Below are 21,457 nucleotides of genomic sequence, written 5' to 3' on the forward strand. Positions count from 1 at the left end.
GTCGCATCCGGCTGTGAGAGGATGACCACCAATCACAGCCAGGACCCTGAACGCAGCCTGATGAAGACACCCAAAAGAATCGAACCCCTGATCGAAGACGGCCTGGTCGACGAAGTATTGCGGCCGTTGATGAGTGGAAAAGAGGCCGCCGTGTATGTGGTGCGCTGTGGCAGCCAGGTACGTTGCGCCAAGGTCTATAAAGAAGCCAACAAGCGCAGCTTCCGCCAGGCCGCCGAGTACCAGGAAGGCCGCAAGGTACGCAACAGCCGCCAGGCCAGGGCCATGGCCAAAGGCAGCAAGTACGGCCGCAAGGAAGCCGAAGACGCCTGGCAGAACGCCGAAGTGGCGGCGCTGTTCCGCCTGGCCAGTGCGGGCGTGAGGGTGCCCAAACCCTACGACTTCCAGGACGGCGTGCTGCTGATGGAGCTGGTCACGGATGCTGACGGTGATGCGGCCCCACGCCTGAATGACGTGCACCTTGAAGCTGAGGAAGCCCGCACGTTCCACGCCTTTGTCATCCGCCAGATCGTGCTGATGCTGTGTGCCGGGCTGGTGCACGGCGACCTGTCCGAGTTCAACGTGCTGCTAGGCCCTGACGGGCCGGTGATCATCGATTTGCCGCAGGCGGTGGATGCGGCGGCCAACAACCATGCCTTCAACATGCTGCAGCGCGATGTGGACAACATGGCCCACTATTTCGGGCGCTTTGCCCCGGAGCTGAAAAGCACGCGGTATGCGCAAGAGATGTGGGCGCTGTTCGAGGCTGGTGATTTGCTGCCCGACAGCCCATTGTCTGGGGTGTTCGAGGATGACGAACATGAAGCTGATGTAACGGGAGTAATGCGCGAGATCGATGCAGCCCGGATGGATGACGCCCGCCGCCGAGCAGCGCGCGTCGAAGCCGAGCATGGGCCGGCCAAGGCTGAAGAGCCGACGCCACCCTGGCTTCAGTAACCGGTCACCTCTACGCGGGCACGCCCGCGTAGAGGCCTGCACAGGCAAAACATGGCCATTGCCATTGACGCAAGACACTATCTCGTCAATTGGCCTTTTCACTGGCGCGTGACAGGCATAAGGTATACGCCGTTCAAAATGCCCTGGAGCTGTCATGTCCAACCAATTCCCGTCCGTTCGCCCCCGCCGCCTGCGCCAGAACGAGTCCCTGCGCACGATCTTCCAGGAAACCGAATTCCGCCTGGAAGACCTGATCCTGCCAATCTTCGTCGAAGAGGGCATCGATGACTTCGTGCCGATCACCAGCATGCCCGGTGTCAATCGCATCCCCGAGAAGCTGCTGGCCCAGGAAATCGAGCGCTACGCCCGTGCCGGCATCAAGTCGGTGATGACCTTTGGCGTATCGCACAACCTGGACGCTGTCGGTAGCGATACCTGGAACGAAAACGGCCTGGTTGCGCGCATGTCGCGCATCTGCAAGGACACCGTGCCGGAAATGGTGGTGATGTCCGACACCTGCTTCTGCGAATACACCAGCCACGGCCACTGCGGCGTGCTGCATGACCACGGTGTGGACAACGACGCCACCCTGGCCAACCTCGGCAAGCAGGCGGTCATCGCCGCCGCTGCCGGTGCCGACTTCATCGCCCCGTCGGCGGCGATGGATGGCCAGGTACAGGCTATCCGCAGCGCGCTGGATGGCGCGGGTTTCCACGACACGGCGATCATGGCCTATTCGACCAAGTTCGCCTCGTCGCTGTATGGCCCGTTCCGTGAAGCCGGCGGTACCGCGCTGAAGGGCGACCGCAAGAGCTACCAGATGAACCCGATGAACCGCCGCGAAGCGGTGCGCGAGTCGCTGCTGGACGAGCAGGAGGGGGCGGACGTGTTGATGGTCAAGCCGGCCGGCGCCTACCTTGACGTGATCGCCGACATCCGCGCCGCGTCGCGCCTGCCGCTGGCGGCGTATCAGGTGAGCGGCGAGTACGCGATGATCAAGTTCGGCGGCCTGGCCGGCGCCATCGATGAAGGCCGGGTGGTGCGTGAAAGCATTGGCGCAATCAAGCGTGCCGGTGCTGACCTGATCCTGACCTACTTCGCCATGGACCTGGCCCGCGAAGGTATCTGACGCCAAGCCCTCAGGTATGAAAAAGCCGCTGCATGTGCAGCGGCTTTTCTTTGCAAGCGGCGGCTTTTACAGTGCTGCTGCTTCCTGCAGGCTCATCGACTTGGTCTCGGGTGCCAGCACCAGCGACACGGCCAGCCCCAGCATGGTGATCGCCGCTGCAGCGAACATCGTGTTGGCGATGCCGTAGTGCTCCAGCGAAATCGGTACCAGCCAGGTACCGATGGCCGAGCTAAAGGCAGCCAGGGAGGCGCCCATGCCCACCGCGAATGCGCGGATTTCGGTGGGGAACAGCTCGTTCGGGTAGACGAACTCCAGCACTTGCGCGCCGCCAATGAACAGCGCGTAGGCGCCGAACAGCGACAGCACCACCCAGCCCTGTGCATCCGGGAACAGACCCAACCCCAGTAGCGCCAGCCCCGACCACAGGAAGCTGTGGAGGATGATCGTGCGTCGGCCCAGGTAGTTGATCAGCCAGGTGGCGATGATGCAGCCCAGTACCAGAATCAGGGTGATACCCATCGAACCGTAGGCGGCCAGGTTGCCGGTCAGTTGCAGTGCCTGGAAGAGCTTGGGCACGAAGGCATACACGGCGAACAGCGGGATCACTGCGCACGCCCAGAACATCACCACGAACAGGATGCGCTTGCCGTAGCCGGCGCGCAGGGCGCCGATGAACGACATGGCCTCGCCCGAGGCACTGTCATCGCTGATGTTGCGCAGCGAAAAGTCACGCCCATACACCTTGCGGATGACGTGCTCGGCTTCTTTGTGTCGGCCTTTGCTCAGCAGCCAGCGTGGTGACTCTGGAGTACCCAGGCGGGCCAACAGCAGCAGGCCGGCAATGATGGCCGGGCTGGCCATGACGGTACGCCATTGTTCGGGACCTGCATCAGCCAGCATGAAATTGCCGGCAATATAGGCCAGCGCGGCACCGACAAACCACAGCACGGTCAGCAACGACAGCCGCGAACCCCGGGATTTCTGCGGAATGAACTCGGTCAGCAGCGAACCGGCGGCGGTGTATTCGATGCCGACCGCAAGCCCGCACAGCAGGCGAAGCACCGAAAGGGCCAGTGGGTCCTGGACCCACAGCATGCCGACCGACGACAGCATGACGATGGCCGGGGCAACGAAGAACAGCTTCTGCCGGCCCATGCGGTCGGTCAGCCAGCCGCCGAAGAAGCCGCCGGCGAATACGCCGAGCAGGGCCATGGCGGCGACCATGCCTTGCCAGAACCCGCTCAGTTGCAGCGAGGCCGACATGGGAAGGGTAGCCACGCCGATGATGCTGAGGATGTAACCGACCATCACCCAGCCCAGCCCGGTACGCAGGGTGAGCAGTTGATGGAAGCTGTTGATTTCAACGTCGTCGATCATGACGGGTTGGGCAGTGGAACGCATGATTTTCTCTTGATCTGGTAATAATGCAACGCAAGGCAGATGGCGGGCCTGGTAGCCCGCGTGGTCAGACTTCCAGGCCGGCGCGGAACTGGCCCCACTTGAGCACCGAGTTCACGCCAATGGATAGGAATGGCTGTGGCGGGGTCTTGTTCGGGCCTGGCGACGACAGCAGGAAGTCGATGTGCTCGTTACGTTCGCCAGCCAGCCAGTCGGCCAGCAGCTTGCCGGTGGCGGTACCGCGGGTGATGCCCAGGCCGTTGCAGCACAGCGCGCCGTACACGTTCGGTGCCAGCTGGCCGAAGAAGCCTTCGTGGTTTTCCGACAGGCAGATGGCGCCACTCCAGGAGTATTCGAACTCGACATTCCCGAGCATCGGGAAGCGTCGCTCGAACGATTTGCGATGGGTCGGCAAATGGCTCTGCAGGGCGTTGGCGCGTGGGCGGCCGTCCGGGTAGAAGTTGAAGCTGTTGCGGATCAGGATGCGGTTGTCGGCAGTGCGGCGCACGGTGCTGCCGAACGGGTGCGCGGGGATCACGCCCCAGACCGGCTGGCCACCCAAGCGGGCTTGCTCTTGCTCGGTCAGTTGGCGGCTGAGGCTGGCGTACAGGAACGTCGGCAGCAGGCGGCCCTTGAGGAAACCGAATGCCGAGGCAAAGCCGTTGTTGGCCAGGATCAACTTGTCGGTGACGATGGTGCCACGGTCGTGCACCAGGGTGATCTTGTCGCCCTGCTCGATCGAGGTGATCGGCGTGTGTTCGTACAGGGTGACGTTGGCCGGCAGGTTGTCGGCCAGGCCCTTGACCAGCGCCGATGGCTGCAGCAGCAAGGTGCCGGGGATGTGCAGGGCCTTTTTGTAGTACGAGGTGCCGATGTGTGCGGGCAGGTCCTGCTCGTCGATCAGGGTGGAGCTGCAGCCGATTTTCTCCAGGCCACTGCGGTAGGCCTCAAGGATGGCAATGCCCTTGGCGCCGACGGCAGCCTGGTACTTGCCGGAGTCGGACATCTGGCAGTCGATGCCGTTGCGCTCGACGATGTCGCGCAGGTAGTCCTGACCGAGGGTATTCAGGCGCAGGATCTTGGTCGCGACGGTGACGTCGCCGATGTAGTCCTTGGCGCCGATGTCATGCGGCACATCGATGGCGAAACCGGCATTGCGGCCGGCGGAACCAAAGCCGACTTCCTGGGCTTCGACCAGCACGATCTCTTCATTGGGGAAGTTCAACGCCATCTGGCGCGCCGCTGCCAGGCCGGTCAAGCCAGCGCCGATGATGGTCCAGCGCGCTTCCTTGCGACCCGAATGGCCCGGGCGCGGCTGACGCTTGGGGCTGGTGTGGTACCAGCCCGGACGGGCGTCATCGCCAGGCAGCGAAGTTACTTTTTGCATTTATCTACTCCGGTTAACGATCTTGCACGGTGGCATGCCGCAGGCGGCACATCGGCCGTCGAGTGCGACATTTTGTCATTGTCTATCTGCATTATACAAATTGTCTACTATTCGTTTTTGCAGATCTGTTCGCAGCTGATCCGGCTGCTACAGGTACGCCGTGGCACTGGCGGCCTCGGAGATCAAGGACGTGCGAAAGCTGCCGCAGGCGCAGCACGGCAACTCAGAGCAGAAGATAGAGGGCATCGACGCGCAGATCGTCGAGCAGAAGGCCAGGCGCAAGGTGCTGGCGTAGCAGCACCCATGCAGCGAGTCGTCAGCGAGGCATGTAGCCGCGCTGCCAGGCGCGCGGGATGAAGCGCGATACCAGGGCCAGCACACACGCCAGCGCGCAGCTGCCGGCCAGTGCCTGCAGGCCCAGGTGTTGTTGCAACCAGGCGCCGAGCGCGGCCCCCGACAGCATGCCGGCCCAAGGCACCAGCTGCACCCGCCAGCCGTTACGCCGCTCGCCCAGCAGCCAGCGCCCCAGGCCACGGCCGAAGCGGGACAGGGCGCCAGTAACGTAGGTCAGGCCGATGGGCAGGCCGTTCACCTGTTCGACCACGGCATTGATCATGCCCATGGCCAGTGTGGCGGCCAGTAATGCCGGGAAGGTGGCTGCCAACGGCCACACGGCCGCGAACCCCAGCAGTGCGGCGACCACCAGCAACACGGGCCAGGCCCGGCGGTGAAAACCGCGCGCCAGCAGCACGCCCAACGCATTGCCGGCGACAAAGCCCAGTACGGCGCCACTCAGGCGCAGCATCAAAGCCAGGTCGGCTTCACTGATGGCCACCGCCAGGCGCGTGGTGTTGCCGCTCATGAATGACACGAAGTCACCCAGCGCCAGCAGGCCAATGGCATCGGTCATGCCAGCCAGCACCGACAGGGCGGCGACCAGGCCGAGGCCGACACGACCACGCAGGGTTTGCAGCCGCAGCCGCCTGGCCGTGCGAGCGGGGAGGGCATTGGGCAGCATGTGCAGGCCTCAGGGCAGTGGTTTTTCGCGGGCCAGGGTGCCTTTGATGGTGCGCTCCACCACATCGACCAGCACCATGGTCTGGTGATCGACCTCGATATTGAGCAGTTCGCCGGCCTTGTAGCGGGCAAAGGTGGTCTGGCGCAGGGTTTCCGGTATCAGGTTGATGGTGATGACATTGTCGTCGACATCGGCGACGGTCAGGCTGCAGCCGTTGACACCGATGAAGCCACGCGGGAATACATACTTGCCCCATTCGGGTGGCATGCGGAACTTGATGAACGCGCCGGTTTCCTTGATCGACAGCTCGACGATTTCGGCCGTCGTGGCGATGTGGCCGGCCATCAGATGGCCGCCGACTTCGGCGTTCATTTTCGCCGAACGTTCGATATTGACGCCTTGGCCGGCCTTGAAATTACGCAGGTTGGTGCGTTCGAGGGTGGCGTTCATGGCGTCGAATTTGACGTGGGTACCGGCGATTTCAGTGACTGACAGGCAGGTGCCTTCGACACTGACGCTGGCGCCAATCTTCAGTTCGTCGAGCAGTTCGGGGGTGAGGTCGAGGGTGAACTGGTTGTGGCCCGGGTAGGTGGTCACATCAAGCAGAGGGCGGACGGCCTGGACGATGCCGGTGTACATGGTGTTGCTCCTGGGCACAAAAAGAAATCACCCGAACGCTATGCCTCTGGCGCTTCAAAATCAAGGTCGGCCTCTTCGCGGGGTTACCCGCGACAGGGCCAGTGCCGCTTTACAAATACCCGCTGCTGTTGACGATCCGCAGGCACAGCGCCTCGTACGGGTCCAGGTTCACCAACAGGCGCCCATCCTCGGTCAGGTCGCCCTCGACGGTCTCGTTGATCATGTCCACCACCGGCCCCGGCGTGAACCCGGTCAGTTGCAGCTCCTCCGTAATCACTTCCTGGCCAAAGTTCAACGCGCTGATCTGGATACCGCGCCCGGCCGGCAGTTCATGCACCATCACCAGCAACCCCGGGCTGCTGACTTCAGGCACCAGCACCTGGCGGCTGGTGGCGATGCCATAGGCCTGACGTACTGCCAGCAGCTTCTTCACCTTGCAGGCAAACGAATCGCCATTTTCCAACTGGCTGTCAAGGCTGCCATACAGGGCCTGGGCACGGGGCATGCCGCGCACCGATTCCTCGGCCTGCGGGTCGAGCCCGGCCAGGTCGTAACCGCCCCGGTGAATCCAGCGGGTGTCGCCATCGAGCATGCGTTCGGCAACCGCGTCGGCGGGCAAGGGCAGGGCGCCGACCAGGTCCCAGCCGGACAGCGCGACCACTCCGGGCTGCATGGCGTTGTACATGACCAGCAGCAGGTGCAGCTTCTGAATCTGTTCGATTTCTGCCGTACCGATCTGCTCAAGATCGCGGATGCCCAACGCTGCGGCGATCAGGCTGACTGTGGTACAGGCGATGCCATTGGTGACGAAGCGCAGGTTGTAAGGCGCATGTTCTCCCGACAACCGTTCGTAAATCTCTTCTCGGATATGCTCGCGCAGGATGCTGCCCGGCAAGGTCTGCCCCTTGTAGAGGTACATGTCATGGGCGTGCAGGGTCCAGAAGTGCACCAGCTCTACGGTCAGCTCGTCGTGGTTCTGCAGGGCATGGATCAGCGAAGCCGGATCGATGCCGAAGGCGTGCATTTCCTTGAGCATCAGGCGCAGGAACTCGGTGTCACCCGTCAGCAGCGCATGCTGACAGGCCGGTCGGGTAATGAAATCGTAGGACAGGTCGGCCCCGCCCTTGGACATCTGCGCGATGTCGTCCAGAGTGAGGTTGAGCTCCTGGAAGCTGAAGCCGCCGGCCTTGCGGATCATGCCGCCGATCAACTGGTTGCCGACAAGCGACAAGGGATGGCTTTCCGACCAGGCCGTGCCGCTGGCGCGTGTTTCCACGCCGAGAAAGCCGTTGGCGTCCAGGCGCAGGCCTCGGGCGCCCAGGCAGTCCAGGGCGTGCAGGGCATCGCCAATGATCATTTGCTGGGCGGCGAAGGTTGGGTCCAGCCAGTTCAGCGACGGCTGGCCTTCCTTGAAATAGTGCAGGTACACCCAGCGCCGAGTCTTGCCGTCGACACCGGTAACCGGTGGCGTGGCGCTCCAGTCGGTTTCTTTAACCCCCGGCTCGAAGAAGATGACACGTTGCAGTTGGCCGACGATGTAATGGCGGGCCTTGAGCTCGTCGCACTGGGCCGGCAGCAGGTTGACCGCGTCACGACCGGCGGGCACCTCTGGCAGCAGCGGCCAGTCTTCCTCGCGAATTTCGACCATGTGGTACAGCCCCGGGTAGGGCCCGTGGGCCATCTCGGCCAGGCGGAAGTCAGCACCCTTGCCGGTGTGCGAGGGGATCAGGTCGTCAATGGTCACGGCGTTGTGTGCAGCGGCCATACGGCTCATCTGGATCAGTTCCTGCTCGCTGCCATACAGGGGGTCGATATCGAAGCTGATGCGGTCGAAGTTGCCGTCCACGCTGGGGGTGAGTTCGCGACCGCGAATGCCGCCGGACAACTTGATCGGGCCGGTGTGCAGGCCCTGGATGCCGATATCCGACAGGCGCTTCCACAGCGCTTCGTGAGCCAGGGCGCCGAGCACAGAACAGCCTTGCGGGGCGATGATGGCGTCGGGGTAGACGGTCAGCCAGACCGAGGCGATTTCGGTGGCGCGGCGGGGCTGAGCTTCGGCGTACGGCTGTTGCCACAATCGGGATTGGCCTGAATACAGGCTGGCGCGTGTCTGGGAGGCCTTGAGCATGGCGCGGTCTTCGAGCCATTTGACGTATGACGGGTCGGGCGGGGTCATTTCGCGTCCTCTTTGCGTGTCGGCACCGGCTCAGGTTATGACGGCATTGTTGCCTGATCGTTCGGCTGGGACCTGCAAACCTAGGCTCAACGCCGCGCCGACAACTGCTGCGGCGCCAGAAACGCATCATGAAAGTAATTGCGCAACGCCTGCATCGCCGGGCTGAACGCCCGCTCCCGGTGCCAGGCCAACCCAACGCTCATCGGCGTAACCGGGTCGTTGATGGTCACTGTCTCGATACGTTTGCCCTCCAGCGACCAAGGCCGGTGTACCAGGTCCGACAGGATTGCCACACCGCTGCCATTGGCGACCATGCTGCGCACGGCCTCCACCGAACTGGTCCGCACCCGTACGCTTGGCTTTTGCCCGGCCTGTTCCCAGTAGCGCATGGCGCTCTGCTCGGCTTCGTCCACGGTCAGCAGAATGAACGGCTCACAGGCCACATCGGCCAGGCTCACCGACGAGCGCTCGCACAGCGGATGGTGGCCGGGCAGCCATAGCCGGCGCTCGGAGTTGAACAGCGTCTCCGAGACGATATCGGGGTGGGTGAGGTTGGCGGTGAGCACTACCGCCATGTCGAAATGCCCCTCCAGCAAGCCTTGCTCGATGGCGCTGCGCTCTTGCTCGTAAAGTTCCAGGGTCACGTCCGGATGCCAGTGTTCCAGGCGCTGCAGGTGGTGGGGCAGGAAGTAGCCGATCACGGTGTAGCTTGCCGCCAGGCGCAGCAGGCCGCTTGCACGCACGTTCGGCAGCGGGCTGTTCAACGCGTCATCGACACTGCGCAGAATCACATAGGCGCGGTTCAGAAAGTGCCGGCCAGCCTCGGTCAGGTTCATGCCCTGGGCCGAGCGCTGGAACAGCAGCACGCCGAGCATGGCTTCCAGTTCCTTGATGGCCGTGGTTACCGCTGACTGGGAGATATTCAGGTGGATCGCTGCCTGGGAAATCTGGCCGATTTCGGCGGTTGCGACAAAGTAGCGGACCTGGCGCAGGGTCAGTGACACGGTTGGCTCCTGTGGTATCTGATTTTCCGAAGACACCCTATCTGTTTATAGATCTTCCCAAGGGGGTGTGGAGAATCTAACGTGGCTTGCATGCAGTCACAAGCGCCAGGAGAGACAGTCATGCAGGTGGTGGATTTCAACTCGGACATGGGGGAGGGTTTTGGCCCGTGGACCATTGGCGATGGCGTCGACAACGAGCTGATGGGCTACATCAGCACGGCCAACATCGCCACGGGCTTCCATGCTGGCGACCCCGGCACCATGCGCCGCACCGTAGAGCGGGCCAAGGCCCTGGGCGTTGCGGTGGGTGCGCACCCGGGCTTCCGAGACCTGGTCGGCTTTGGCCGCAGGCATATCAACGCGCCTGCCCAGGAGCTGGTCGACGACATGCTTTACCAACTGGGCGCACTGCGTGAAATTGCCCGGGCCCAAGGCGTGCGCCTGCAGCACATCAAGCCGCACGGTGCGCTTTACATGCACCTGGCGCGTGACGAAGAAGCCGCGCGGTTGCTGGTGGAAAACCTGCGGGTGATCGAGCCGGAACTGTTGCTGTACTGCATGCCGGGGTCGGTGATCTGCCGCATTGCCCAAGCGCTCGGCCAACCGGTGGTTCGCGAGTTCTACGCCGACCGCGAGTACGACCTGAGCGGTTCTATCGTATTTACCCGCAATGTGCGTGGCTACGACCCCAAGGCTGTTGCAGAGCGGGTATTGCGCGCTTGCCAGCAAGGCGTGGTGCGTACGGTCGAAGGCCAGGACCTGGCCATCGTGTTCGATTCCATCTGCCTGCACAGTGATACCCCCGGCGCGCTCGACCTGGTAGAAGCCACGCGCAAGGCGCTGGACGCGGCCGGTATCGTGGTGCGTGCGCCGCGCTGAGTTCGTGAGGTATCCGGCAGGCACAAGCCGGAGCCCGTGCATTTTGTTTTCGCCTGCCTTTCTATAAAGATTCCAAGAAAAGGAACAGTCATGGCCGAACCGCTTGCTACAACCCCGATCCGCTACAGCTTCGGCGCCGACGAGCACCTGTTTGCCGAAGTCAGCGACAGCATGTCGCTGGAAGCCTTTTTCAAGGGCATGGCCGTCACCCGCGCCGTGGAGCGGTTGGCCCTGGATGGCGTGCTGGACGTATGCCTGGCCAACGCCTCGTTCCAGATCCGCTTCGACCCGGACCGTATCGCCCCCGACGCGCTGCTTGAAGCCGTGCGCGGTGCCGAGGCGCAGGCTATTGCCGAGCGCTCGTTGCAGACGCGAATCATCGAGATCCCGGTGCTGTACAACGACCCCTGGACCCATGAAACCCTGATGCGGTTCCGTGACCGCCACCAGGACCCGGACAGCACCGACCTGGAGTACGCGGCGCGTATCAACGGCCTGGCCGACGTCGATGCATTCATCGCGGCGCACAGCGGCGCGCCGTGGTTCGTGTCGATGGTTGGCTTCGTTGCCGGCCTGCCGTTCATGTTCCAGATGGTCGAACGCGAACGGCAGTTGCAGGTGCCCAAATACCTGCGCCCGCGTACCGACACACCCAAGCTCACGCTGGGCCATGGCGGTTGCTTCGGCTGCATCTACTCGGTACGCGGGGCAGGGGGCTACCAGATGTTCGGCGTCACCCCGGCACCGATCTACGACCCGCAACAGACCTTGAACTACTTGAAGGCGCACATGGTGTTCTTCCGTCCGGGGGACATCGTGCAATTCAAACCCATCGACCGTCGCGCCTATGACCAGGCCGTGGCGGAGGTTGAAGAAGGCCGCTTCGACCTGCGCATTCGCCAGGTGGCGTTTTCCCTGGACGCCTTCCTCGACGACCCGGTCGGCTACCCCAAATCGCTGCAGGAGGTATTGGCATGATCAAGGTACTCAAACCGGGCCTGGCGACGTCGGTGCAGGACTTGGGCCGCGAAGGCTACTACCACTTGGGTATCCCGCCGTCAGGTGCCCTCGACCAGTATGCCCTGAGTGCGGCCAACCACCTGGTGGGCAACCCGGCCGGCGCCGCAGGCCTGGAGTGCGCGCTGGTGGGGCCGGAGCTGGAGTTCCTGCAGGACGCACTGGTGGCCGTGTGCGGTGCCCAGATGCCAGTGTTGCTCGAGGGTCGCGAGCAGCGCCCGGATACGGCCTTTGCCGTACGTGCTGGCCAGGTGTTGCGTTTCGGCTTTCCCACCGCAGGCGCGCGGGCTTACCTGGCGGTGGCCGGCGGTATCGATGTGCCCGAGGTACTGGGTAGCCGTTCCACCTACGCGTTGGGGGCGCTGGGCGGCTTCCAAGGGCGAAAACTGATGGCGGGCGACCTGCTGCCGGTCGGCATGCCCAGCGGCAAGACCCGCGCGGGTGCAAGCCTGCCCATGGCCCTGCGCCAGGCCTTGGGTGGCGAAGTGGTGTTGCGGGTAGTACCAGGGCTGTACTTTCACCGCCTGACCGAAGCCGCAGCGCAAAGCTTCTTCACCCAAGCCTGGACCGTCGGCTCCGAAGCGGACCGTATCGGCTATCGCTACAAAGGCGGCAGTGCCTTGAGCTTTCAGCCGCGGGAACAACCGTTTGGTGCGGGGTCGGATCCGTCGAACATCGTCGACAGTTGCTACCCGATCGGCTCGATCCAGGTGCCGGCAGGGTTGGAGCCGATCATCCTGCACCGCGATGCTGTGTCGGGTGGCGGCTACGCGATGATCGGAACAGTGATCAGCGCCGACCTGGATCTGATCGGCCAGATGCAGCCCAACCAACAGGCACGGTTCCTGGCGGTGAGCCTGGACCAGGCGTTGGAGGCGCGGCGCTCGTACAAGAAGAAGCTGGCTTGCGTTGCCAGGCTATTCGCCTGAGCGTGACAGATGTTGGCGCCCACAGTACTCGAACAATGCTGTGGGCGATTCTAGGGTTTTTGCCACGCTTCAAGCGGCCTTCTTTTGGTGTACGCACCTGCTTTTGAGCAGGCCGTTCCTACACCGACCGCGTTGACGTGCTGATTTGCTTGCCAGCCTGGGAGGCGACTTCAAGGGCCTGCCCGTCCCGTTGCTTGCCCTGGCGTGCAAGGCCTTCGAGCTGTGGTATCAGCATGCCTTCCGGCAAATGCCGCCAGAACCGCCCGGGCATGTGCAGGCGCAAGGCGTTCGGGTTGAGGCGGGCAGGGTTGAACGTATGGCGGTAATAGGTACGCCACAGTTCGGCGCCGGGGTCTTCGGCGTTGCGTGCCCATTGCTGCCAGTGTTCGGGACACTGGCGTTGGTAATCGAAAACCTGGCCGTCGAAGCGAATACCCTCCTGCGGCGTGGCGATCAACCAGCGTAAACGCCCCAGACGGTCTGCAAAATGGGCGCTGGCGCTTTCCAGAATGTCATGCGCGGGTTCGTGATAGGCCACCAGATCCAGTTGCAGGCGATCAGCCAACGCCTCTGGCAACGGTACGAAGCGCACAAAGGCATGCAGGTGATGCGCTTCGCGGGTGACTTGCTTGATGCGCCGGTGCAATTCGCTACCCAACCGGTCACCCGCCAGCATGGCGGTGCGGTCGCCGTGGGCCACCCGCCAGAGCACTTCGTAGAGCAGGTTCCAGCGCTGTTCGCCACGATAACGGGCAGCCTGCTCCAACTGGCTCAGCAGCGCTGCCGGGACTTTGGCACGAAAGGGGCCGGGGCCTTCCGGGGGGGCTTTCGGTACTGCCAGCAGGTCCGCCATCGGGCCTTGCGACCAGGTGACCGCCGACGGGTCGATACCATGCCCCAGCAACCGCCTGGCCTGATCACGCCAAATGGCGAACTGGTCATCGCAGTCGAGTGCAATCATCCCCACAACCCCATCTGCACTGGCGCCTGCGGCTCACGCAAACGCGCCCGTAGCAGGCCACTGCGCAGCTCGGCCTGGGCTGGGCGGTAATCGCTGGTGACGATGAACGGCCGTGCCTTGTCCAGCACGCAGCGCAGCTGGATGAGATCGTCATAGCGAATACGCCGTTCCCGACGCAGCGCGACCAGGCGCTGCACGCTGCGCAGGCCGATACCGGGGATGCGCGCCAGCAACGCAGGTTCGGCGCGGTTCACATCCAGTGGAAACACATCGCGATTGGCCAGCGCCCAGGCTAGTTTGGGGTCGATGTCCAACGCCAGGTTGCCGCTTTGACCCAGCAGCTCGCCCGCCTTGTAGCCATAGCCACGCAGCAGGAAGTCGGCTTGATACAAGCGGTGCTCGCGCAGCAGCGGAGGAGCAGCCAGTGGCACGCTGCCTGGGCTGTCGGGGATCGGGCTGAAGGCGGAGTAGTACACGCGCTTGAGGCCGTAGCCTTGGTACAGCGACTCGGCATTGCGCAGCAGGGTGCTGTCATCCGTGCTGTCGGCACCGACGATCACTTGCGTGCTTTGGCCGGCAGGGGTGAAGCGCGGCGCCTTGGGCTCGTTGGCCACGGCTTGTTGGCCCTGATGGATCACCCCCATGGCCTGACGGATGGTATGCGCCTGTTTTTCCGGTGCCAGGCGCTTGAGGCTGGCGTCGGTGGGCAGCTCGATGTTGACACTGAGGCGGTCGGCCAGGCGCCCGGCCTCTTCGATCAGCAGCGGGTCGGCATCGGGGATCGTCTTGAGGTGGATGTATCCGCGGAAGTTGTGCTCTTCGCGCAACAGCCGGGCGACCCGAATCAGTTGCTCCATGGTGTAGTCCGCCGAACGGATGATGCCGGAGCTGAGGAAAAGGCCACTGATGCAATTGCGCTGGTAGAAATCCAGGGTCAGGCGGACCACTTCCTCAGGGCTGAAGCGCGCGCGTGGCACATTGCTGGAGCGGCGGTTGACGCAGTACTGGCAGTCGTACAGGCAGAAATTGGTCAACAGCACCTTGAGCAGCGACACACAGCGGCCGTCGGGGGTGTAGCTGTGGCAGATGCCCATGCCGTTGGTGGCGCCCAGGCCGTCCCCGCCGCGTGAATTGCGTTTGGGCGCACCGCTGCTGGCGCACGAAGCGTCGTACTTGGCGGCGTCGGCGAGGATGCCGAGTTTGGCAATGAGCTGCATGGGGCTGACTCTTGATACTGAATATTCATACAGTATTTTGAGAGTCCATGAATTGCAAGGGGCATAAAGCCCTGGATTGCACATACCCGAGTAAATCCGTCAGCTAAGCTTGTACTGGACTAACGGACAGCAACGAGGCACGGGAGAGGTTATGAAGATCACCATCAAGCCGGAACTGGCGTTGGCCGGGCTGGCCTTGGCATTCAGCATGCTCAATGCCCAGGCTGCGGAAACCAGAAAGGTGGATGTCATGCTGGTGGGCGGCGGCATCATGAGTTCTACCCTGGCCATCTGGCTCAACGAACTGGAGCCGGGTTGGTCGATGGAAATGGTCGAGCGCCTGGACAAGGTCGCCGAAGAAAGCTCCAACGGCTGGAACAACGCCGGCACTGGCCACTCGGCTTTGGCCGAACTCAACTACACGCCTGAGAAAGACGGCAAGATCGACATCAGCAAGGCGGTGGAGATCAATGAGTCGTTCCAGGTCACCCGACAGTTCCTGGCTTGGCAGGTGAAGCAGGGCGTCCTGAAGAACCCGCATTCGTTCATCAACACCACCCCGCACATGAGCTTTGTCTGGGGCGATGACAATATCCGCTTCCTGAAGAAGCGCTACGAGGCACTGCAGGCCAGCCCGTTGTTCAAACCGATGCAGTACTCTGAGGACCACGAGCAGATCAGCAAGTGGGTGCCTTTGATGATGGAAGGGCGCGACCCCAACCAGAAGCTGGCCGTGACCTGGACGCCGATCGGCACCGACGTCAACTTTGGCGAGATCACCCGGCAGTATGTGAGTTACCTGCAGACTCGGCCGAATTTCGACCTCAAGCTGTCGAGTGAGGTGCAGGAAATCACCCGCAACGACGACGGCTCCTGGCATGTCGAGTACAAGAACCTGAAAGACGGCAGCAAGGCCGCCACCGACGCCAAGTTCCTGTTCATTGGTGCTGGCGGTGCGGCGTTACCCCTGCTGCAGAAGTCGGGTATCGACGAAGCCAAGGACTATGCAGGCTTCCCGGTCGGCGGCTCGTTCCTGGTCACTGACAACCCCACCATTGCCCAGCGCCACATGGCCAAGGCCTATGGCATTGCCGCGACCGGTGCACCGCCGATGTCGGTGCCGCACCTGGACACGCGGGTGCTCGATGGCAAGCGCATGATCCTGTTCGGGCCGTTCGCCACGTTCTCGACCAAGTTCCTCAAGCAGGGTTCGCTGCTTGACCTGCTTGCCAGTACCAGCGTGCACAACGCCTGGCCGATGGTGCGGGTGGGGGTGCGCGAGTTCGACCTGGTGCAGTACCTGATCGGCCAGGTGCTGCAATCTGACAATGATCGCTTCGAAGCGCTGCGCACCTACTTCCCCGAGGCGAAGAAGGAAGACTGGCGGCTGTGGCAGGCCGGTCAGCGGGTGCAGATCATCAAGAAAGACGAGGCTTTGGGTGGCGTGCTCAAGCTCGGTACTGAAGTGGTCACGTCCAAGGACGGCAGCATCGCCGGGTTGTTGGGGGCCTCGCCAGGTGCTTCGACCGCCCCCCCGATCATGCTCGATGTGCTGAACAAAGTGTTCAAGGACAAGGTGGCAACACCGGAGTGGCAAGCCAGGATCAAGCAGATCATCCCGTCGTACGGCATTCGCCTGAACGACCACCCGGACCAGGTACAGAAGGAGTGGGCCTACACCAACGAAGTGTTGCAGCTCAATCCTCCGGCGCCTTAGCCCAGGAGAAACGGTAGACGTGGTTGGGCGCTGCGCTCTGGCATTGGCCGTTGTCGGCATCGGCGCCAACCACATACCATTCGGCCCGAGAAGTCTCGCCCAGCTTGCGGGCCTTGTCGGCACTGAAGCAGTGGCCCAGCTGCGTGGCCGGAATCAACGCGAAAGCCGTGGGGTGCTGGCGCAGCCAGTAGGCCGCCGCATCCGCACTGGGTTGGCCGGTGAAGCCGAAATGCACGATGGGTTGCCGGGCAAACAGCCAATGCCCCTCGCGCCAGCTCACCAGCACCAACGTTGCGCCATCGGTAGCGCGTTCCGCTTCGCTCATTAGCGTCTCATGCGGGTTGGGGCCTTCCTTTAGCGGCTCGACAAAGCCGCGCGCGAACCACAGGGCGAACCATACCAGGGCTACGGCAGTGAACGCCTTGCGCCAGGCGGGACGGCGCTGCAACCAACGTTTGAGCAGCCACGGCACCAGCGGCGCCATGGCCAGCACCAGGCCCGGCAGCGCCGGGAAAATGTACAGCTTGCGCTTGCCACTACTGAGGCTGAAGAACAGCAGCACCAGTGCCACCCAGCCGAGCAGCAACAGAAAGCGCCCATCGCGCTTTTGCAACTGCCGACGCCAGGCGGGAACCAGCCAGGGCAGGGCGAGGATCAGCGGCAACCAGTATTTGGGGATGACCTTGACGAAGAAGTACCAGAACGGCTCGCGATGGTCCCAGGCGTTGGCATAGCGGCTGGCGGTCTGGCGCAGCAGGATTTCTTTCAGGTAGGCCAGTTCCGCCGCACCACCGCCATGGGCAATCGACATCAACAAGGGCAGCAGCCACACCGCGCAACCGGCCAGTAACCACAGCAGCCCCAGGCTCCAGCGCCAACCCTGGCCAGGCATGGCGACTACACCTCGCCAGCGCTGGCGCACCGCCCACGCATAGGGCAGCAGCATCAGCAACGGGACAAAGCCGACGCCTTTGCTGATGATGCCCAGCCCCATGGCCGCGCAGGCCAGGTAGAACCACCCCCACGCCGGCCCCAGCAGCAGGTGGCGCACCATGCCGTAAAAGCCCAGCGCCACCCACAAGCACAGGAAACTGTCGATCTGCCCCGTACGCAGGATGCTGTAGCTCTGGTAGGTGGCCAGGAACAGCAAGGCAGCGATTACGCCGATGCGCCGGTTCCACAGGCGCCGCCCGAGGTCATGCAGCACCCAGGTGATGGTCGCCGCCGACAGCAGCCCCGGCAGGTAGAGGGCTGTCTTGGGCGAGCCGGTCAGTTGGCTGAACAGGGCCACGGTCCACATGAACAGCGGCGGCTTGTCGCCGTAGATTTCCGCTGCCCGGTGGGGGATGAACCAGTTGCCGCTCTGCAGCATTTCCAGGGCGACGCCAAGAAAGCGCTCTTCGTCCACATTCATCGGCTGGCGCCAGCCAATTCCGGCGCCCACCAACAGAACTGCGAGGGCAATCAGGGCCAGGCGTTCGGCCCCAAGTGTCTTGAACCTGGGCAAGGGTTATTCCTTCTGTTCCTGATGGCGGGCGATGAGTTGCAGGTTGCGCAGATAAACCAGGAAGCCGAAGCTCTGGCCGATGATGAATACCGGGTCCTGGCGGTAGATGGCGTAAGTCAGCAGCAGCGCGCTGCCGAGCATGCTCAGGTACCAAAAACCTACCGGGATCACGCTGCGGCGTTTGAACTCGCTGTACAGCCATTGCAGCACGAAGCGCCCGGTGAAAACGGCCTGGCCGGCGAAACCGATGATCAGCCACAGGGTTTCGCGGGTCATCCTTCAAGTTCCTGCGGCAGGCTGCCCAGGCGGGTGCGGCGGATCAGCCACCACACCCCGAACAGGTCGAGGATGCCGACCAGTGCGCGGTCCAGGTTGCCATATTTCGACACCCCGGCATGGCGTGGTCGGTGGTTGACCGGGTGCACCAGCATGCGGCCGTTGTGGCGCAGGATCAGCGCTGGGATAAAGCGGTGCATGTGGTCGAAGTAGGGCAGGCGCAGGAAGGCTGCGCGTTCGATCAGTTTCAGCCCGCAGCCGGTGTCGGGTGTGGCGTCCTTGAGCAGGCGGCTGCGCAGCCCGTTGGCAAAGCGCGAAGCCCAGCGCTTGCTGGCGCTGTCGCGACGGTTGACCCGGTGCCCGGCCACCAGCTTCACACCGCCGTCCAGGTCTTGATTGGCACGCACCAGAGCCAGCATAGCGGGGATGTCTGCCGGGTCGTTCTGGCCGTCGCCATCGAGGGTGGCCAACCATTGGCCGCGAGCAGCCTGCGCGCCATGCCACAGCGAGGTGCTCTGGCCCAGCGAACGGTCGTGACGCAGGATGCGCAATTGCGTGTAGCCTTGGCTTTTCAGGCGCTGCAATACGCTCAGGGTGCGGTCGCTGCTGCCGTCGTCGACCACCAGCACTTCATAGTCTTCTGTCGCCAATGCGGCGCGAATTTCCATCAGCAGTGACGGCAGGTTGTCGACCTCGTTCTTGGCGGGTATGAGCACCGAGAGGTCAAGTGGATCTGTCATGAGGTTACCTGTGATTTTGTTGTGATTGCGTCGCTCAACCCAGGTAGAAATCCCGGTACCAGCCAACGAAAGCGTTAACGCCGTGTTCCAGCGACGTGCCCGGAGTGAAGTCGATCCAGCGCACCAGTGAGCCCACATCGGCCCAGGTCTCCAGCACGTCACCCGCTTGCAGTGGCAAGTAGTGACGCTGCGCCTTGATGCCCAAGGCGTCCTCCAGGCATTCGACGAAATGCAGCAGGCGCACGGGTTGGCCGCGGCCGATGTTGAACAGCTGGCAGGGCGGTAGTCCTTCGCCAGGCTGTGGTGGCTTCAGGCGCAGTCGCAGGATGCTTTCGACGATGTCATCGATGTAGGTGAAGTCGCGTCCCATCAGGCCGTTGTTGTACACCTCGATCGGGCGGCCTTCGAGCATGGCGCGGGTGAATTTGAACAGCGCCATGTCGGGGCGGCCCCAAGGGCCGTAAACAGTGAAAAAGCGCAGGCCGGTGGTGGGTAGCCGATACAGGTGCGCGTAGCTGTGAGCCATCAGTTCATTGGCCCGTTTGCTGGCGGCATACAGCGACACCGGCTGCTCAACCGGGTCGTCGACGCTGAACGGTAGCTTGGCGTTGGCACCGTACACCGAACTACTGGAGGCATAGATCAAGTGGCGGGGCGGCTGCTGGCGGCAGGCCTCGAGGATATTGAGAAAGCCGACCAAGTTGGTCTGGCCGTAAACGCCAGGGTTGTCCAGCGAATAGCGCACCCCGGCCTGGGCTGCCAGATGGATGACTTCGGTGAACGCCTGCTCAGCGAACATCTGCTGCAACCCGGCCGGGTTGGCAATATCGAGGATCTGGAAGCGGAAATTGGCATAGCCGACCAGTTGCTGCAGGCGCGCACGCTTGAGCTCGACGCTGTAGTAGCCGTTGAGATTGTCGATACCGACCACGTCGATGCCAGCCTCGCACAGGCGGCGCGCGACATGGAAGCCGATGAAACCGGCCACGCCGGTAATCAGTACGGGCATGCTGTCTGCACCTGGCCACGGCCAATGCCGTAGTAAGTCAGTCCGGCGGCGGCCATGTGTTCGGGCTCGAACAGATTGCGCCCGTCGAACACCACCCGGTCGGCCAGCAGTTGCGGCACCTTGTCCAGGTTGAGCACACGGTAGTCCTGCCACTCGGTGACGATGACCAGCGCATCGGCCCCCTCCAGTGCATCGTCCTTGCAAGGCACCAGTTGCAGGTCGGCACGCGGGCCATAGTGCCGCTGGATTTCCTCCATCGCCTGAGGGTCGTGGGCCTGTACCCGTGCGCCAGCGGCCCACAACGCTTCCAGCAGGACCCGGCTGGAGGCCTCGCGGATGTCATTGGTGTTGGGCTTGAACGACAACCCCCACAAGGCAAATACCTTGTCCTGCAGGCCACCCGGATAGTGCCGCTGGATCTTGCTGAACAGCCGGCCCTTTTGATGTTCGTTGACCGACTCCACCGCACGCAGCAATTGGGGCTCGAAACCCTCAGCCTCGGCGCTGCGGCGCAGGGCTTGCAGGTCCTTGGGGAAGCACGAGCCGCCAAAGCCGCAACCGGCATAGATGAAGTCGTAGCCGATGCGTGGGTCCGAGCCGATGCCACGGCGCACCATTTCGATATCGGCCCCCAGGTGCTCGGCCAGGTTGGCGATTTCGTTGATGAACGAGATCTTGGTCGCCAGCATGCAGTTGGCCGCGTACTTGGTCAGTTCGGCGCTGCGCGCATCCATCACCATGAGTTTTTCGCGGTTGCGGCTGAACGGCAGGTACAGCTCGCGCAGCAGCTCCACTTCGGCCGGTTCCGCGCCGCCAATGATGATGCGTTCCGGGCGCATGCAATCCTCTACGGCAGAACCTTCCTTGAGAAACTCGGGGTTGCTGATGACCTGGAAGCGACCCGTTTCGGCGCCGACCTGGGCGATACGCGCCTTGATGCGGTGCACCGTGCCGACCGGCGCGGTGGATTTGTTGACGATCACCTTGGGGCCTTCGGCATGTTCAAGGATGCTGTCGACCACGGCGAAGACATGCTTCAGGTCGGCGCTGCCATCGGCTTGTGGCGGTGTGCCGACTGCGATGAACTGCAACCTGGCGTACTTGGCTGCTTTCCCGGCATCGGTGGTAAAACGCAGGCGACCGCAGGCCAGGTTTTTCTCCAGCATTGGTGCAAGGCCGGGTTCGAAGATCGGGCAATGGCCTTCATTGAGCGTGGCAACCCGCTCAGCGTCGACGTCCATGCACAACACTGAGTGCCCCACCTGGGCCAGGCACACTGCCTGGGTGAGGCCGACATAGCCGGTACCGAAAACCGTGACCTTCATCATTCAGCTCCTTGATAAGAAAGCTGAAAAAAAATGTCACATTGTTGTTTAGGAATTGTTACCTGATGGATGAATTCAACGGCTATGTAGCCTGGATCCCGTTTCATCCGGGCAGACGATCTAAACTTACCAACAGCGCGCGGTAACGCGCTGTACCGCGAGCCCAAACCCTTGA

The 21,457-nt window shown here is 63.0% G+C and carries 20 protein-coding genes; 7 read left to right on the forward strand and 13 right to left on the reverse strand.

The features are described 5' to 3' along the window. Nucleotides 1-60 precede the first annotated feature (60 nt). Both QQL85_RS10880 and hemB read left to right on the forward strand, forming a co-directional pair. Nucleotides 61-954: a PA4780 family RIO1-like protein kinase gene (locus tag QQL85_RS10880; protein ID WP_284353895.1), complete on the forward strand. Its 894-nt coding sequence runs from the start codon at nt 61-63 to the stop codon at nt 952-954. 154 nt (nt 955-1,108) lie between these two features. Next, nucleotides 1,109-2,083 (forward strand): porphobilinogen synthase, encoded by a 975-nt coding sequence (hemB, locus tag QQL85_RS10885; protein WP_013972900.1) that lies wholly within the window; start codon nt 1,109-1,111, stop codon nt 2,081-2,083. A gap of 66 nt (nt 2,084-2,149) precedes the next feature. On the opposite strand, the gene QQL85_RS10890 is transcribed toward hemB, so the two are convergent. Together QQL85_RS10890 and QQL85_RS10895 are read right to left on the reverse strand one after the other, a co-directional pair. Then, a complete protein-coding gene (locus QQL85_RS10890; RefSeq protein WP_284353733.1) occupies nt 2,150-3,484 on the reverse strand; it encodes an MFS transporter in 1,335 nt (444 codons plus the stop codon). A 64-nt stretch (nt 3,485-3,548) separates the two neighbouring features. Beyond that, nucleotides 3,549-4,868, reverse strand: coding sequence for an NAD(P)/FAD-dependent oxidoreductase (locus QQL85_RS10895; protein ID WP_284353732.1), 1,320 nt, complete (start codon nt 4,866-4,868; stop codon nt 3,549-3,551). Nucleotides 4,869-5,028: 160 nt separating this feature from the next. Between QQL85_RS10895 and QQL85_RS10900 the strand changes: the two genes are divergently transcribed. Further along, on the forward strand, nt 5,029-5,163 hold the full coding sequence (locus tag QQL85_RS10900) for a hypothetical protein (RefSeq protein WP_284353731.1): 135 nt from the start codon (nt 5,029-5,031) through the stop codon (nt 5,161-5,163). A gap of 21 nt (nt 5,164-5,184) precedes the next feature. Here QQL85_RS10900 and QQL85_RS10905 read toward each other — a convergent pair whose 3' ends face one another. The 4 genes from QQL85_RS10905 to QQL85_RS10920 all read right to left on the reverse strand — a co-directional run bounded on the left by QQL85_RS10905 (nt 5,185) and on the right by QQL85_RS10920 (nt 9,705). Beyond that, the gene (locus QQL85_RS10905; protein WP_284353730.1) at nt 5,185-5,886 is read right to left on the reverse strand and encodes a YoaK family protein; all 702 of its coding nucleotides are present in this window, start codon (nt 5,884-5,886) and stop codon (nt 5,185-5,187) included. A 9-nt stretch (nt 5,887-5,895) separates the two neighbouring features. Further along, the gene (locus QQL85_RS10910; RefSeq protein ID WP_284353729.1) at nt 5,896-6,525 is read right to left on the reverse strand and encodes a riboflavin synthase subunit alpha; all 630 of its coding nucleotides are present in this window, start codon (nt 6,523-6,525) and stop codon (nt 5,896-5,898) included. A gap of 109 nt (nt 6,526-6,634) precedes the next feature. Beyond that, entirely contained in the window at nt 6,635-8,701 is a 2,067-nt protein-coding gene (treS, locus tag QQL85_RS10915) for a maltose alpha-D-glucosyltransferase (protein WP_284353728.1), read from the reverse strand. Nucleotides 8,702-8,787: 86 nt separating this feature from the next. After that, a complete protein-coding gene (locus tag QQL85_RS10920; RefSeq protein ID WP_284353727.1) occupies nt 8,788-9,705 on the reverse strand; it encodes a LysR family transcriptional regulator in 918 nt (305 codons plus the stop codon). A gap of 120 nt (nt 9,706-9,825) precedes the next feature. On the opposite strand from QQL85_RS10920, the gene QQL85_RS10925 reads away from it, so the two are divergent. From QQL85_RS10925 to QQL85_RS10935, 3 genes are all read left to right on the forward strand, one after another. Then, entirely contained in the window at nt 9,826-10,584 is a 759-nt protein-coding gene (locus QQL85_RS10925; protein ID WP_284353726.1) for a 5-oxoprolinase subunit PxpA, read from the forward strand. A 90-nt stretch (nt 10,585-10,674) separates the two neighbouring features. Further along, entirely contained in the window at nt 10,675-11,562 is an 888-nt protein-coding gene (locus QQL85_RS10930; protein WP_284353725.1) for a 5-oxoprolinase subunit B family protein, read from the forward strand. Then, nucleotides 11,559-12,530: a biotin-dependent carboxyltransferase family protein gene (locus QQL85_RS10935; protein WP_284353724.1), complete on the forward strand. Its 972-nt coding sequence runs from the start codon at nt 11,559-11,561 to the stop codon at nt 12,528-12,530. Before QQL85_RS10930 ends, QQL85_RS10935 begins: the two co-directional genes overlap by 4 nt. A gap of 118 nt (nt 12,531-12,648) precedes the next feature. Here the strand turns inward: QQL85_RS10935 and QQL85_RS10940 are convergent, their stop codons facing one another. Then, nucleotides 12,649-13,497 (reverse strand): TIGR03915 family putative DNA repair protein, encoded by an 849-nt coding sequence (locus QQL85_RS10940; protein ID WP_284353723.1) that lies wholly within the window; start codon nt 13,495-13,497, stop codon nt 12,649-12,651. Beyond that, nucleotides 13,488-14,708, reverse strand: coding sequence for a putative DNA modification/repair radical SAM protein (locus QQL85_RS10945; RefSeq protein ID WP_284353722.1), 1,221 nt, complete (start codon nt 14,706-14,708; stop codon nt 13,488-13,490). The genes QQL85_RS10940 and QQL85_RS10945 overlap by 10 nt, the downstream gene beginning before the upstream one ends. Before the next feature lie 151 nt (nt 14,709-14,859). Between QQL85_RS10945 and mqo the strand changes: the two genes are divergently transcribed. Then, nucleotides 14,860-16,425 carry a malate dehydrogenase (quinone) gene (gene mqo, locus QQL85_RS10950; RefSeq protein WP_284353721.1) on the forward strand — a complete coding sequence of 522 codons (1,566 nt, stop codon included), beginning with the start codon at nt 14,860-14,862 and terminating at the stop codon, nt 16,423-16,425. On the opposite strand, the gene QQL85_RS10955 is transcribed toward mqo, so the two are convergent. Genes QQL85_RS10955 through QQL85_RS10975 form a run of 5 tightly spaced genes read right to left on the reverse strand, consistent with a single transcriptional unit; the run spans nt 16,406 to nt 21,282 of the window. After that, nucleotides 16,406-17,932, reverse strand: a complete 1,527-nt coding sequence (locus tag QQL85_RS10955) for an ArnT family glycosyltransferase (RefSeq protein ID WP_284353720.1) — start codon at nt 17,930-17,932, stop codon at nt 16,406-16,408. The genes mqo and QQL85_RS10955 overlap by 20 nt on opposite strands. Nucleotides 17,933-17,935: 3 nt before the next feature. After that, nucleotides 17,936-18,208, reverse strand: a complete 273-nt coding sequence (locus QQL85_RS10960; protein ID WP_016486575.1) for a lipid-A-disaccharide synthase N-terminal domain-containing protein — start codon at nt 18,206-18,208, stop codon at nt 17,936-17,938. Then, entirely contained in the window at nt 18,205-18,948 is a 744-nt protein-coding gene (locus tag QQL85_RS10965) for a glycosyltransferase family 2 protein (RefSeq protein WP_284353719.1), read from the reverse strand. Before QQL85_RS10965 ends, QQL85_RS10960 begins: the two co-directional genes overlap by 4 nt. 34 nt (nt 18,949-18,982) lie before the next feature. Further along, entirely contained in the window at nt 18,983-19,957 is a 975-nt protein-coding gene (locus QQL85_RS10970; protein ID WP_284353718.1) for an NAD-dependent epimerase/dehydratase family protein, read from the reverse strand. Next, entirely contained in the window at nt 19,945-21,282 is a 1,338-nt protein-coding gene (locus QQL85_RS10975; RefSeq protein WP_284353717.1) for a UDP-glucose dehydrogenase family protein, read from the reverse strand. The genes QQL85_RS10970 and QQL85_RS10975 overlap by 13 nt, the downstream gene beginning before the upstream one ends. Nucleotides 21,283-21,457 lie beyond the last annotated feature (175 nt).

Origin of the sequence: Pseudomonas putida (genome assembly GCF_030159595.1) — a bacterium.
Taxonomy (GTDB): domain Bacteria; phylum Pseudomonadota; class Gammaproteobacteria; order Pseudomonadales; family Pseudomonadaceae; genus Aquipseudomonas; species Aquipseudomonas putida_AC.

Bases quoted from the DNA above. Each gene is read 5' to 3' on its own strand.
- QQL85_RS10890 (WP_284353733.1), bottom strand. From the start codon at position 3,484: ATGCGTTCCACTGCCCAACCCGTCATGATCGACGACGTTGAAATCAAC.
- QQL85_RS10930 (WP_284353725.1), top strand. From the start codon at position 10,675: ATGGCCGAACCGCTTGCTACAACCCCGATCCGCTACAGCTTCGGCGCC.
- QQL85_RS10905 (WP_284353730.1), bottom strand. From the start codon at position 5,886: ATGCTGCCCAATGCCCTCCCCGCTCGCACGGCCAGGCGGCTGCGGCTG.
- hemB (WP_013972900.1), top strand. From the start codon at position 1,109: ATGTCCAACCAATTCCCGTCCGTTCGCCCCCGCCGCCTGCGCCAGAAC.
- QQL85_RS10945 (WP_284353722.1), bottom strand. From the start codon at position 14,708: ATGCAGCTCATTGCCAAACTCGGCATCCTCGCCGACGCCGCCAAGTAC.
- QQL85_RS10880 (WP_284353895.1), top strand. From the start codon at position 61: ATGAAGACACCCAAAAGAATCGAACCCCTGATCGAAGACGGCCTGGTC.
- QQL85_RS10965 (WP_284353719.1), bottom strand. From the start codon at position 18,948: ATGACAGATCCACTTGACCTCTCGGTGCTCATACCCGCCAAGAACGAG.
- QQL85_RS10925 (WP_284353726.1), top strand. From the start codon at position 9,826: ATGCAGGTGGTGGATTTCAACTCGGACATGGGGGAGGGTTTTGGCCCG.
- QQL85_RS10895 (WP_284353732.1), bottom strand. From the start codon at position 4,868: ATGCAAAAAGTAACTTCGCTGCCTGGCGATGACGCCCGTCCGGGCTGG.
- QQL85_RS10975 (WP_284353717.1), bottom strand. From the start codon at position 21,282: ATGAAGGTCACGGTTTTCGGTACCGGCTATGTCGGCCTCACCCAGGCA.
- QQL85_RS10910 (WP_284353729.1), bottom strand. From the start codon at position 6,525: ATGTACACCGGCATCGTCCAGGCCGTCCGCCCTCTGCTTGATGTGACC.
- treS (WP_284353728.1), bottom strand. From the start codon at position 8,701: ATGACCCCGCCCGACCCGTCATACGTCAAATGGCTCGAAGACCGCGCC.
- QQL85_RS10935 (WP_284353724.1), top strand. From the start codon at position 11,559: ATGATCAAGGTACTCAAACCGGGCCTGGCGACGTCGGTGCAGGACTTG.
- QQL85_RS10960 (WP_016486575.1), bottom strand. From the start codon at position 18,208: ATGACCCGCGAAACCCTGTGGCTGATCATCGGTTTCGCCGGCCAGGCC.
- mqo (WP_284353721.1), top strand. From the start codon at position 14,860: ATGAAGATCACCATCAAGCCGGAACTGGCGTTGGCCGGGCTGGCCTTG.
- QQL85_RS10970 (WP_284353718.1), bottom strand. From the start codon at position 19,957: ATGCCCGTACTGATTACCGGCGTGGCCGGTTTCATCGGCTTCCATGTC.